The organism is Akkermansia sp. 54_46 (assembly GCF_001917295.1).
In the GTDB taxonomy this organism is placed as follows: Bacteria; Verrucomicrobiota; Verrucomicrobiia; order Verrucomicrobiales; family Akkermansiaceae; genus Akkermansia; species Akkermansia muciniphila.
The window spans coordinates 1-11,301 of record NZ_MNUD01000008.1 but is presented as its reverse complement, the minus strand read 5'-3'; the positions used below and the strand labels follow the sequence as shown (position 1 = coordinate 11,301).

General features: G+C 56.3%; 14 protein-coding genes. 6 read left to right on the top strand and 8 right to left on the bottom strand.

The genetic code is table 11. The features are described 5' to 3' along the window. Positions 1 to 93: 93 nt before the first annotated feature. Genes BHW66_RS02230 through BHW66_RS02200 form a run of 7 tightly spaced genes read right to left on the bottom strand, consistent with a single transcriptional unit; the run spans position 94 to position 5,211 of the window. Complete coding sequence (locus tag BHW66_RS02230) at positions 94 to 378, bottom strand: hypothetical protein (protein ID WP_131072300.1); 285 nt, start codon at positions 376 to 378, stop codon at positions 94 to 96. 17 nt (positions 379 to 395) lie between these two features. Continuing rightward, positions 396 to 950 (bottom strand): hypothetical protein, encoded by a 555-nt coding sequence (locus BHW66_RS02225; protein ID WP_131072301.1) that lies wholly within the window; start codon positions 948 to 950, stop codon positions 396 to 398. Between the two features lie 13 nt (positions 951 to 963). After that, positions 964 to 2,001 carry an ATP-binding protein gene (locus BHW66_RS02220; RefSeq protein ID WP_217730301.1) on the bottom strand — a complete coding sequence of 346 codons (1,038 nt, stop codon included), beginning with the start codon at positions 1,999 to 2,001 and terminating at the stop codon, positions 964 to 966. 5 nt (positions 2,002 to 2,006) lie between these two features. Beyond that, positions 2,007 to 4,046, bottom strand: coding sequence for a hypothetical protein (locus BHW66_RS02215; RefSeq protein ID WP_286688852.1), 2,040 nt, complete (start codon positions 4,044 to 4,046; stop codon positions 2,007 to 2,009). Further along, a complete protein-coding gene (locus tag BHW66_RS02210) occupies positions 4,043 to 4,822 on the bottom strand; it encodes a DUF3102 domain-containing protein (protein ID WP_215833537.1) in 780 nt (259 codons plus the stop codon). Before BHW66_RS02210 ends, BHW66_RS02215 begins: the two co-directional genes overlap by 4 nt. After that, positions 4,809 to 5,039 (bottom strand): sigma factor-like helix-turn-helix DNA-binding protein, encoded by a 231-nt coding sequence (locus tag BHW66_RS02205; protein WP_094136128.1) that lies wholly within the window; start codon positions 5,037 to 5,039, stop codon positions 4,809 to 4,811. Before BHW66_RS02205 ends, BHW66_RS02210 begins: the two co-directional genes overlap by 14 nt. After that, positions 5,029 to 5,211, bottom strand: coding sequence for a hypothetical protein (locus BHW66_RS02200; RefSeq protein WP_094136129.1), 183 nt, complete (start codon positions 5,209 to 5,211; stop codon positions 5,029 to 5,031). The genes BHW66_RS02205 and BHW66_RS02200 overlap by 11 nt, the downstream gene beginning before the upstream one ends. A gap of 308 nt (positions 5,212 to 5,519) precedes the next feature. Here BHW66_RS02200 and BHW66_RS02195 point away from each other — a divergent pair, with 308 nt between their 5' ends. From BHW66_RS02195 to BHW66_RS02175, 5 genes are all read left to right on the top strand, one after another. Then, complete coding sequence (locus tag BHW66_RS02195; protein WP_286688851.1) at positions 5,520 to 5,813, top strand: helix-turn-helix transcriptional regulator; 294 nt, start codon at positions 5,520 to 5,522, stop codon at positions 5,811 to 5,813. 23 nt (positions 5,814 to 5,836) lie between these two features. Continuing rightward, positions 5,837 to 6,091, top strand: a complete 255-nt coding sequence (locus BHW66_RS02190; RefSeq protein WP_094136131.1) for a hypothetical protein — start codon at positions 5,837 to 5,839, stop codon at positions 6,089 to 6,091. 123 nt (positions 6,092 to 6,214) lie between these two features. Continuing rightward, positions 6,215 to 6,937: a site-specific DNA-methyltransferase gene (locus BHW66_RS02185; RefSeq protein WP_205573660.1), complete on the top strand. Its 723-nt coding sequence runs from the start codon at positions 6,215 to 6,217 to the stop codon at positions 6,935 to 6,937. Between the two features lie 337 nt (positions 6,938 to 7,274). Then, a complete protein-coding gene (locus BHW66_RS02180; protein WP_286688850.1) occupies positions 7,275 to 8,924 on the top strand; it encodes a family 20 glycosylhydrolase in 1,650 nt (549 codons plus the stop codon). A 135-nt stretch (positions 8,925 to 9,059) separates the two neighbouring features. Continuing rightward, entirely contained in the window at positions 9,060 to 9,818 is a 759-nt protein-coding gene (locus tag BHW66_RS02175) for a DUF3313 domain-containing protein (protein ID WP_161994205.1), read from the top strand. Positions 9,819 to 9,915: 97 nt separating this feature from the next. Here BHW66_RS02175 and BHW66_RS02170 read toward each other — a convergent pair whose 3' ends face one another. Beyond that, complete coding sequence (locus BHW66_RS02170) at positions 9,916 to 10,368, bottom strand: 6-carboxytetrahydropterin synthase (protein WP_022197422.1); 453 nt, start codon at positions 10,366 to 10,368, stop codon at positions 9,916 to 9,918. A 175-nt stretch (positions 10,369 to 10,543) separates the two neighbouring features. On the opposite strand from BHW66_RS02170, the gene BHW66_RS02165 reads away from it, so the two are divergent. Then, complete coding sequence (locus tag BHW66_RS02165; protein ID WP_094139531.1) at positions 10,544 to 11,080, top strand: hypothetical protein; 537 nt, start codon at positions 10,544 to 10,546, stop codon at positions 11,078 to 11,080. The last annotated feature ends 221 nt before the right edge of the window (positions 11,081 to 11,301 follow it).

The window sequence follows — 11,301 nt, the reverse complement described above, 5'->3', positions numbered from 1 at the left end:
ATTCGTTGGCGTAAGTGAAATACCTTGCCCCCGCACCGGGTATGATCGCCACGGATATGTACCGGGCGGCCTCCCAATAAAATGTGTTCTGCATCATTGTTTGTCCTCCCGGTTGCGATTGATGGCATCGGCCATGATTTCACCGATGGCGTCAGCGTTTCGGTTAATCACCTCTTTGAGCGTCGCAAAGACGCGGAAAGCTGGCGTTTCATAGGCGGTTTCCCGCACGGCTGACCAGTAAATAGCCAGTCCAAGTTTGTCGTTGTCCGTGGCAACGTCCTCAATGTGGAGGACAAAGTGGCCGCCTTTGGGGGCTGGCTTGACATTGGGGGCTTGCTGCCCCCTGTCCTGTTGATGGTTGGTGTTGGTGCTGTACATGATGGTGGTGTTGATTGTTAGTCTTGGTATCTGTCGTCTTCCAGGTCTTCAATGCCGCGTCCGGCAACCCATCTTTCCGCGTCCGGGTCATAAGCCAGGAATTCAGGTTCCCCCACCCTGGGCAGCCTGCCATAAGGCAGGCCGCCTTCGCCTTTGACAAGGTGGCGGATGATGTTATGGGCGGACAAGAGCCGTTGCGTTATGGCTGTTTTCGGGTCGCTGCCATCCGGCATGGGATTGTTCCAGAAGAGCATCCCATAGGCGCGGGACATGTCCGCATCCGCCTGGCTGATGATGTGTTGCTGGGGGGCCGGGAATTGGGTCATCCAGTCGTCTCCTTGCGTATAGGTGAGATACAGGCGTTCCAATTCCTCCGCCCATGTTTTTGCTTTGCCGTACCACACAGACTCCGCGGCATAACTGTGGGGCGTGTCCATCAGGGCATGCCAGCCCAGCAGGCAGGTCATGCCGATTTCCGACAAATCCTGAAGCAGCTGCGGATTGCGCAGGTTGTCCGGCGTGGAGGTTGTCACCCACGGGTGGGGCTGTGGTGTCGTCGTGTCTTGATTCATAGGATGTAGAGGGTTACACGTCATCCGGCATGTTGCCGTCTTCCATGTCTTGCAGCTTCTTGATGGCTCCCAGGTAATAATCCCAGGTCACGGGCACACCCGCGTTTTTAGCGGCTATCCGGGCCAGGTTCATTCTTTTAGTAATCACGCCGTACCCGCTGTCCTGGGCGGCGGCTTCGACGGAGGCCCGCAGGCCCGCGTCCGGTTCCGGGAATCCGTAAAATTCCCATACCTGGCGCAAGTCTTCCGTGCTGATGGCGGAGGGGAGGCGGTACACCCGGCAGGCGTTGCGTTTGGACAGCTGTTTCAGCATGTCGGACCAGACCGGGCTTTCTTCCATTGCCGCCTCAAATTCGGGGGTGGCCGTCAGCAGCAGTCCGCAGCCGGACATGTCCCGCAGTTCCCGCACCTGCTCCACGCCTTTCATTCCCATCTTGTCGCTGCGCAAAACATGGTGAATTTCGTCGATGATTAGTAAATGATCAGGGGTCAGGTAGCGCAGGATGCGGTCGATCATATCTTCCGGTTTCAGCGTCGTTCCCGCTCCGATCTGCTTGGCAATCCGGTAGAGCAGCCGCGTAGGACTGGCTGACACGGGGCAGCGCACCAGCACCACCTTGTCCGGATGCCTCCGGGCGTACTCCTTCACGGCTTCGGTCTTGCCCCACTGCGTCGGTCCGATCATCACCGCCGCGTAATGGTAGCGCCGTGTAAATTCGGCAAGATCCATCGTATAACGGGCAAGTTTTGTTTCCACAAATGGCAAATCTTCGCCCGCCTGATCTACAGTTAGCCGGGCGCGGAGTGCGGCCAGGGCCAGCAGATGCGGTTCCGCATTGGCTTCGTAGGTGCCTTTTAGTATGGAGCGCATCGTCTTGGCAGACACTCCGGCCTGGGCTGCCATATCGCCCAGGGTCCAGTTGTGTTCTGCGGCGTAGGAGATAAGCCAGGCTAGTGTCTGCTTCGTTTCCTGGGGGTATGGCCCGCTGGTAACGGCAGGCAAAAAGCGCCGCGGGTCGCTGTCGTTTTTTGTATATGTTATTCTGTCCATAGTATTTATAAAAATGAAATTTTCGGATGGCTTTCTTTTTGGGGGGATGCCGTTTCCGGTATTTCCGTTTCCGGCAACAGGCTGATGCCGGGCAGTTTTTTCACGGCGGCCAGGGCGGCGGCATCCGTGCCTTCGGCGTTCAGCAGCCCTTGCACCGTAATGGGCGCCCCCTTCGCCACCTGGCGGTTGTACAGGCGTGTTCCGACGATGGCCGCTTCTTTCCGGGCGTGGTGGACGCGCGTTTCCTGCAAGGCTGCCGCCGTGGCTTTCTTCTTCCTTCCCATAGCCGCCCGCACCTGGTCCTCGTCATAATAGGGGACACGTTGCTGTAACGTGCTCATACCAAGACAGCGCCCTTTTCCATCAATGATGTACAAGTGCTGATCGTCAAACATGTTGAGCATCACCCATACATCCATGCCGCTGGGCAGGATGCGCTGATACCCTTCCGGCGTGACGATGCTGGCCGGGTAGTACAGGCGGTCCATGCTTACCGCCTTGTTTTGCAGGACGATGTAGGAGCCTTTCACCACCGTTTTCACGGCCAGGTCACGGGATAGCAAATCCACGATTTCCCATTGCGTCGCTTTCCGCAGCGGAGGCTGGTGCTGTAGTTTCAGGTTCCAGGCTTCCGCGGGGGAAAGGCGGCGGGAACTGACCAGCCTTTCCGGATCGCGGGCGGCCATGTTCAGCAGCGTGTGGCGGTCCGCTTCCGGTATGCTGTCCGTCAGCGTGATCCAGTCGCCGTCCGTGGACAGGCGCACCATCGGCACCACCAGCCCCATCCGTTCCCATCCTTCCAGGGCGTGGTCGGTCCGATCGTTAAAGGCATCGTACACGCGCCAGGCTATATCGGTTGTAAGTTGTTCAAAGGTTGGCATCAGATGCCGCAGCGTGGCGGCCCGGTCCGGATCCCTGATTTCCAGATAGCCCTGCTTTTTCAGCAGCGCCTTTTGCTCCTTCATCAGGCCAGCCAGCCATTCCGGCTCTGTCCGGTCATGGCCGGACGGAGCGGGCAGGCAGGAACTCCATATATTGGCCGTCAGGTTCCACACGGATTCCAGGTGCGCCTTGCCGCGGGGATTGCCGCCCTGGCGGCCTTCATACCCCCGGAGCAATGCCTGGGTTTTCCCTTCCATGCCGGAGCGGTGGACCTTCACCGCGCCGTCAAACAGGTCCAGCAAGACCTGCTCCATGTGCGCCCGGATGGCTGCCGTTCCGTTTTCCACCACAAGGGTGGTTCCCCGGGACGTATTGATGCCGACATTTGCCAGCAGCCCCGCCACAAACATGCGCATGTAGCGTTCCGTCAATCCGGCGTGCGTCCCGTCCTGGCGCATCATCCGGGGCATCATGCCCCAGTGCACCATTTTTCCGGTGGCAATATCCAGGCATCCCAGCTGCAAGGGGCGCACAATCTGCTTGCCGCAAATCACGTGCGCATCCACCCAGTTATCGTCGGAAACATAGTATTCCCCGGCCTCCATGCCTACGCGGGTAGTCAGCACCATCGGCAGCAGAGGGGCCGCGGCCTTGATGCCTTCCCGCATCACCCTGGCTTCCAGGGCAGCTGGTTTAATTCGCATCAGGTTTTTTTTGGACCAGCCAACGGGGATTTGAGGATGGCCGGGCCAGCCTTCGTACCCAGGAATGACTTCGGATTTTTTGCGCCAGATGTCCAGCAGCAGCGGGTAAGCCTGGCCGCCGTTGCGTTGGCAGCGCGTTTGCAGTTCCGTCCAGTAAGCGACAAATCCCGGATGCTTCACCCGTGCCCGGGTGGGACGCATCCCGGCCATCCTCAAATCGGCAAGGGCCAGCAGACTGCCGCTTGTTTGCCACGCCAGGAATTTGCGTTGGACGGACTGCCAGGACATGGGATGTCCGGCATCGGCCATCGCCTGGGCCGCCAGCTTGTAAGCGGCCATCTTGTTTGGAGCCGCGGCGATTTCACGGCAGGCTGCATGCAGCTTGCGCACCTTCAGCCGCTCTTCCGTGGGCAGGGCGTCCCAGCCGGGCAGCCCTTCAATGGTGGACAATTCGTTCATTTTCCTTCCTTGATAACTTTCTGAAAATCACTCAACAGGATACAAAATGCCTCCCGGTCGTTTCCGGGCAAATACCTGTGCAAATCCGCTTCCAGGAATTCAGCCATCAGCGTTGCAATGTGGTGGGCGTCCTTGACGGCCACCTGCTTCTTCTGTTCCCTCAATTCTTCTTCCGGCTGCACGGCTGCCACCGCGGCCATCATGGCCTGTTCCGGGCTTACGGGGGAGGAGGCACGGCCTTTCCCCCGGTTTTTCAAGATGGTTTCGTGCTGGGCCAGGCGGGCGGCCTGGGCGGCGCTCTTGCTGCCGTCTTTCACCACTTGCAAATTCAGCATCATTTGCCGGGGGGTAACGGCGTTCCCGGTGGCTTTTTTCACCAGTTCCGGCAGGGTTTCCACAGCTTCGCCGTCTAGGCCCATGTCCAGCGCGGGCCGTTCGTCCTGCCCCAGTCGTGCCGCTGCTTCCTGGTAGCAGCGCATGTAGCGGCGAGCAGTCCTTTCTGTGAAATCTAAATGTGCTTGTTCTCCAAATCGGACACATGTGTCCGATTTCGTGTTGTTTTCTTTCTTAAACAGTTGTCCCCACTCACCGTGAACGGTAGCGGCCTTCAAATCTTTCAACAGTCTGCCAAGCCGCAGCACGGCCAGCACGGCATTCTTTCCAGCCACAACGGCCATTTCCGCCTGGGCGGTGGCGTACTTGTGCAGGCGGTTCGCCTCACTCACCCCCAGGGCAATCCGGGTTGCTTCCGGGATGCTCAATTCACATTTTTTCATGGTCCGCAAATTCTTTCAATAGGGCTTCTTTCAGTTTCAGTCTTGCGCGGGCTTCAATCCCCTGGATGGTCTGCGGGGACACGTCCAGACAATCGGCTATTTGTTGCAGCGTCAGCGGCCCGGATTCGGGCAGCCCGGCCCAGCGTCGGAACTGGGGACGGCTAAGCAATGCCAGCACCACGTTTTTTTCAAGGGGCGTCAATTTTTCATCCTTCATCGGGTAATACGGGCAAAACAGCCGTTCGGGGGTCTTTTCTTCCTTCCCTTACTTGCCGGGCTTCATCGTCCAGGCAGTAAACCCCGCACCAGGCTGCCACTCCGGCCATCGCCGCTAGCACGGCAATTTCCAGAAGCCGGGCCAGGGCTTTTTTAAGGTAAGTAGTCATCATTTCCGTTGTCCGGTAAGTTGTTTTTCGGGTAAGGCTCGGAGCAACTTTGCAATAGTCTTGCTCTTCCTGTCCCCGATCAATACCCGCCGCACATGACTGGGATCCCGTCCAATCGCCTTAGCGGCCTCCGTGATGTACCAACCGCGGGCAAGCAACCACTGCGGCGTGATGCGTTCTTGTGCTGTTTTCGTTGTCATGATAGGTTTTGCTCATGGCGCGCCGTTCTAAGGCGCGCCTATGAGAAAACTCATACCATACTTCTAATGACAGGCAAGAAAAATATTAGGAAACTGTTATTTCATGACAATTTGAAATCCCTTATGAAGCAACGGGGCTTCTCACAGATGATGCTTGCTGAATCTACCGGAATATCACAAAGTGCTATTTCTCTTTATATTACAGGGAGATCAATTCCCAAGGCAGGAGAGCTGCAAAGAATGGCTGATGCTCTAGCCGTGTCTATGGATTATTTGTGGCGTAAAGTCGGCCCTGAAACGATACAAGAATCCTCATATTATGAAAAAAAGTGGAGAGAGACAGAGAAGGAACTAGTAAAATTAAGAGAAGCCTTGAAACTTCTAGTCAATAACGTCAGCCAATAAAAAATACAACACCTATAAATTGTATGAGTTATAAACAAGCAAATATTCTGATCGTACTGTTGCTTCTCATAACTGTTTTTTTAGGGATTATTGCTTTTCGCTCAAATGATCCTGCATTTCGAGCTCCCATCTATGAATACAGAGAAATAACGGCTAACGGTATTGATGAAGACTATTCCGAACATAATGCTTGGATCAAAGACGGATGGGAGCCGATCTTTCTTTTGCAAACTGATGGTGTGGATGCTCGTTACCTAATGCGTCGCCTTAAGCGTTGATTTTATGACACATCTGCATAAAATTCATGGTCAGCATTTTATGTTAGATTTTTCATAACAAATTCATCATAAATTCCTTGCGCTCCTTAAAAAGAGCCGTGCATAAGCTATGCTTATGCCCCTATGACCAACACTCAAACAATGATTCAAGGGGATTGTCTGCCCCTCATGAAATCGATGCCGGATGCGTCTTTTGATGCAGTCATCACCGATCCTCCTTATGCGTCCGGGGGACTAACAACAGCGGATCGTAAAGCTTCCCCTGTGCGCAAGTATATTTCCCGCAATAGACATCCTTCTTTTGATTCCGATACCCGCGACCAACGTTCCCATTTCATGTGGTCGGTCTTATGGATGGCGGAGGCGCTGCGCCTGACGCGCGAGGGCGGTTGGCTGATGGTGTGTTCCGACTGGCGGCAACTGCCGACCACCAGCGACGCCTTGCAGGTGGCGGGCTGGACATGGCGCTCCGTGGTCACTTGGGACAAGACGGAGGCATGCCGCCCCCATCAAGGCATGTTCCGCAATCAAGCCGAGTTCGTCCTGGTGGCCACCCGCGGTAGCATCGGCAAAGAGCAGGACCGTCCGCGCGTGTTCCCGGCAGGCGTTTTCCGTCATTACCTCAAACCCTCTGATAAGCACCATCTCACGGGCAAGCCTGTCCCTCTGATGGCTCACTTGATGACAGTTCTGCCTGCGCAATCCAAGATTCTTGATCCGTTCGCCGGGTCAGGTTCTACGCTGGCAGCGGCGCAAAATTTGGGACATGCCGCAACCGGGATTGAACTATCTCCGGCATATTATCGGATCGCCTGTAATCGGCTTGGCCTTGCTTTGGCCTCGTAATATTAACAGCCCCTCTTCGGAGGGGCTTTTCATATCGCAACAACCTGTCCCGCTTCGGTAGTTTCATGTTCCTTCATCGCAACTACCCGTCTCTTCTTTCCATCGCCGTAATCCCATGCCATTGCTAGCTTTCAGGCTATTTCACCCCTAATTCACCCTATTTCAACTATACTGTCCCTTTTCACGGCCTTTTTGGCGGACGAAGGTAAATGTAAAAAAGGATGGAAACTGGCAGGCGCGGCTGAATACGGCCGCGCCTTTGCTTTCCGGAACACAGGGGCCTGAGGGAAGGCTCCTTCCGTTGAAAGAAGAGACCAGGGGAGGCCGTACTTCCAGCATGATGAGTAAGGGGCGTTGTTTCCGGCTGGCCGCATGGCTGGCTCTGTCCGGAGTGCCGGGCACGGGCATGGCGGAAACGCTGCCGGCTGAGGAGGTGCTGCTCCCCGCGCCTTCCGCATGCAGGTCTGACCGGTCCTCCGTGGCTCATCTCCCGCAGCGGCTGGCGGTCTATGCGCCGGAAAAGGATGTTCCCGTGGTGGAAGCCCTCCTGAATGTGCTCAACGCCCAGGGCGTTTTGTCCGGCCTTTCCATGACCCGTGACAAAACCTCTGCGGACGCCGTTTGTTCGGTTGAGGGAAGCCCCTCGGGGACGGGCGAAGGGTATGAGGCCCGCCTGGTGCGCGACAGGGAAGGGAGGGGCATCCTGCATCTGAAAGCGGCGGCGGCCCAGGGCCTTTTCTACGCGTGGCAGAGCATGGTTCAGGTGTTGAACGCCAACCGGACCGGGGAGGGGTTTTCCGTACCCGTTTTTTCCCTCCGGGATGTTCCCCGCTTTGAATGGCGGGGCATGATGCTGGATGTTTCCCGCCACTTTTTCACCGTGGCGGAAGTCAAGCGCATGGTTGACGCCATGTCCCTGTTCAAGCTTAACCGCCTCCATCTGCACCTGACGGACGGCCCCGGCTGGCGCCTGGAAATTAAAAAATATCCGCTGCTTACCTCCATGAGCGCCTGGCGCGTTCCGCTCGCTGACGGAGAGTGGAACTGGCGGGAAGTGAAACTCGCCATCCGGGAGCATGACCCGGAAGCTACCTACGGCGGTTTTTACACCCAGGAGCAGATGAGGGAGATCATTGCCTATGCGCGCAGCCGCCAGGTCACCGTTGTTCCGGAAATAGACCTTCCCGGCCATTCCTATGCGGCCATGCATGCCTACGGGGATTTGATTTGCGACGGCGTGGACTTTCCCGTGGAGGGGAAACAAGGGCGGGACTCCGTCTGCATGGGGCGGCCGGAAACGCTCCGTTTCGTGAAAGACGTGGTGGATGAACTTAAGGCCGTCTTTCCGCCCGGCTCCCCCATTCATTTGGGCCATGACGAGGTGTCTGCCGAGGCATGGAAAAAATGCCGGTATTGCCAGAACCGCTTAAAAAGCCTGAGGGAGAAGGATCTCAAAGCCCTGAGCCGGGATTTCCTGCAGCGGATTGCGGACTACGTGAGGAAGGGCGGCTATGAAGCCATTGTCTGGGATGAAGCCGGGGAACTGGAGGCGGACAAACGCATCCTCGTCATGGCGTGGCGCGGCAACGGCTTTGCCGCGGCGGCGGCCAGGAAAGGGCATCCCGTCATTCTGGCGCCGTGTTCCCACTTCTATTTTGACTATTACCAGTCCGCCGCGTCCACGGAGCCGAAAGCCGTAGGGGGCCTTATTCCGCTCAAGCAGGTGTACGGCTATGAATTGCCGGAACTTTCCCCGGAGGAAGCTGCCAGGGTGCGCGGCCTCCAGGCGAACATCTGGACGGAATACCTGTACAATATGGGTCTGGTGGAATATATGGCGTGGCCGCGCGCCCTGGCCCTGTCCGAACGCGCCTGGAGCGACTGCGACCCCCGGGATTACAAATCCTTCCGCAGCCGCGCCTCCAGGGCTCTGAATATCCTGGAAAAACTGGCCGTGAAATACCGCCCCATGGGGGAAGAAGACTAGGCATTCCCGCTTTGGCCCCTTCCGCACGGCGGGAGGACCGCCGCCCCGGATGTTCACCCGCAGGTTTTATTGACAGAGGATGCCGGGCCATGATAGAAACGGTTCTGCCAATTAATTGATATGGAATTATTTGATATGAAGAAACACCGTTTTTTATTCTCAGCTTCCCTGATGGCTCTCGTGCTGCTCGGCTGCATGGCGGTAGTGTCTTGTTCCAATAATTTCAAACATGTTCCCCAAACAGGATTTATCGCTCATCAGGTAAAAAATAAGGATTCCCATATTCCCTTTGACGCGTACTGGAATGCCGATGATAAAAAAATCTGGAATGACAGGGTGAACGGCGTGGATGGCAAAAAAGTCATGATGGCCGTTGTTCCGGTGGATACGGAGCACATGGATGTAAGGCCGGATACCGCGGAGGGGTTTGATGCCCTGCGCGGCCTGGCGGAGTACTTCCGGAAGAGCGTTGCAACCAGAATGGAAAAGGAGGTTGCCGAAAATCCGCATTTTGAAATGGTGCCTCCGGGAACCAGGGGGGCCTATACGCTGGAACTCGCCATCATTTCCATCACTCCCACGAATGCCAGGGCCGGCATCTTTGTCACGGCTCTGAGCGGCATCAAGGGGGGAGGGCTGGTCAAACGGTTCATCAAGAAAGGGCACATTGCCATGGCGGGCCGCCTGAGGGATGAGTCCGGCCGCATCGTTTCCGAATTTGCGGATTATGAGGAAGACCACAGCTCCCTGCTGGGCGTGGACACCAAGGATTTTAAAAAATACGCCCACCATCAGCGCACTATTGACGAATGGGCCCGGGAAATTACGGATGTATATTCTTCCGCCTACGGGCACTGGACGCAGAAACGCATGATTTCCCTGAATCCCTTTTAAGGGATGAACCTGCGGGGGGGGGCGTTGCGGCCGTGCTTTCCACGGGGCCGGGAATCTTTGCGGAGCGTTCCGCCCGGCGGGAAACGCGCTGTTTCAGTTATTCCCCGTATTCCGCCCAGGAACTGCTGGTTTCCCACACGCGCACGCGTTCCAGCTCAACACAGGCCCGCACAGGATATTCGCCGGGGTTCTCCCTGGCTTTTTCCAGCGCGTGCCGGGCAACATTGAAAATGACGCGAGCCATCACCTCGCTGGTGGGGTCTTCCCGGTCGAACGGAATGATGCGCTCCCCGTATGCGGCCACGAAGGCGGCGAAGTTGGGGTCCTCCGTATTCACGCACAGGGAGTGGTCAAACTGCTGGAGGAAATCCCCCATCATCTGCTTGATAGCCTTGAAATCCAACACCATGTCATTGGCATCCAGCGTTTCCGCTCGGAACACCATTTCCACGGAGCGCGTATGGCCATGCGGGAATTTGCAATTACCGGGATGTTTGGACAGAAGATGCCCACTTTCCAGTTCGATGGATTTGCAAATTCGGTAGACCATGGAGGCAGGATAACGTGGGCGCGGGTGCGGGGCAATCCCAATCAGAGTCTGTCTGGTTCTCATTTTGTCTCGTACGTAGGGATGGGGCTATGCTGCTCCGGATGTTTTTGGGCGGCTTTCCCTTGCGCATGGCCTCGATTTCTGGCAGACTTCAAAAAAACCATATTTTTACCCTATGGCTTATCTTTCATGGTCTTTCCTGAAAATGGGGGAGAAGGCGGAGCGTAGCACATCCTTTCTTTTCCTGCTCATGGCGGGCGTGCCTGTCCTCTTTGCCGCTTTCTTTGCTTTCGTAGCGGGAATGACCGCCATTTTGTATGCCGGGCCCGTCCTGGCGCTGATGCTTCTTCCCTTCTATTTGCCCTGCGCTCTGAGGGAGGAAAAGACGCGGAATGCCTGCTCCCGTAATATTCTGTTTGGCAGGAAGCCGCTGGCGGTCTCTTTCAGGGTGATAGCTAGGGATTGGGTATATGTCATTTACGCCGTGCTTCCGGCGTTGCCGTTTCTTTTCCCTGGCGGGAACATGGCCCAGGCCGGCCTGGGGAATGAGCAGAGCCTGACAGCATTTTTCCTGATGTGGATCTCCCTGTACGCCGTCTTTGCGGTGCTGGCGGTTTTTCTTGGAAAGGCGCGGTATTTGAGGCCGGGCGGGGTGTTGCTGGCTGCCGGCGTCAATCTGACGCTGATGCTGGTTTATTACCTGTTTGCGTGAAGATGCGTATGATGAATACCAGAAGTTTTCCTCTCCGGTGTGACCAACCATAAATGCTTGAAAAGGGTTGAATTCTCTTGAAGAAGCTTGAAAACGGTTGAAAATACGTGCGTTCCGGGGAGAAATGGAAGGGTGGCGCAAGAAGTTAAGCCCATAAATGCCCGTAAGGGTCAATTTTGAAAAATCGTAAGGGTCATTTGTCCCATGTGAGACACTCCCGC

What these genes read in the sequence shown, in the direction of transcription:
- BHW66_RS02190 (WP_094136131.1), top strand. Translation starts at nt 5,837, where the DNA reads ATGAGTTATAAACAAGCAAATATTCTGATCGTACTGTTGCTTCTCATA.
- BHW66_RS02230 (WP_131072300.1), bottom strand. Translation starts at nt 378, where the DNA reads ATGTACAGCACCAACACCAACCATCAACAGGACAGGGGGCAGCAAGCC.
- BHW66_RS02170 (WP_022197422.1), bottom strand. Translation starts at nt 10,368, where the DNA reads ATGGTCTACCGAATTTGCAAATCCATCGAACTGGAAAGTGGGCATCTT.
- BHW66_RS02180 (WP_286688850.1), top strand. Translation starts at nt 7,275, where the DNA reads ATGATGAGTAAGGGGCGTTGTTTCCGGCTGGCCGCATGGCTGGCTCTG.
- BHW66_RS02165 (WP_094139531.1), top strand. Translation starts at nt 10,544, where the DNA reads ATGGCTTATCTTTCATGGTCTTTCCTGAAAATGGGGGAGAAGGCGGAG.
- BHW66_RS02225 (WP_131072301.1), bottom strand. Translation starts at nt 950, where the DNA reads ATGAATCAAGACACGACGACACCACAGCCCCACCCGTGGGTGACAACC.
- BHW66_RS02175 (WP_161994205.1), top strand. Translation starts at nt 9,060, where the DNA reads ATGAAGAAACACCGTTTTTTATTCTCAGCTTCCCTGATGGCTCTCGTG.
- BHW66_RS02185 (WP_205573660.1), top strand. Translation starts at nt 6,215, where the DNA reads ATGACCAACACTCAAACAATGATTCAAGGGGATTGTCTGCCCCTCATG.
- BHW66_RS02210 (WP_215833537.1), bottom strand. Translation starts at nt 4,822, where the DNA reads ATGAAAAAATGTGAATTGAGCATCCCGGAAGCAACCCGGATTGCCCTG.
- BHW66_RS02205 (WP_094136128.1), bottom strand. Translation starts at nt 5,039, where the DNA reads ATGAAGGATGAAAAATTGACGCCCCTTGAAAAAAACGTGGTGCTGGCA.
- BHW66_RS02200 (WP_094136129.1), bottom strand. Translation starts at nt 5,211, where the DNA reads ATGATGACTACTTACCTTAAAAAAGCCCTGGCCCGGCTTCTGGAAATT.
- BHW66_RS02220 (WP_217730301.1), bottom strand. Translation starts at nt 2,001, where the DNA reads ATGGACAGAATAACATATACAAAAAACGACAGCGACCCGCGGCGCTTT.
- BHW66_RS02215 (WP_286688852.1), bottom strand. Translation starts at nt 4,046, where the DNA reads ATGAACGAATTGTCCACCATTGAAGGGCTGCCCGGCTGGGACGCCCTG.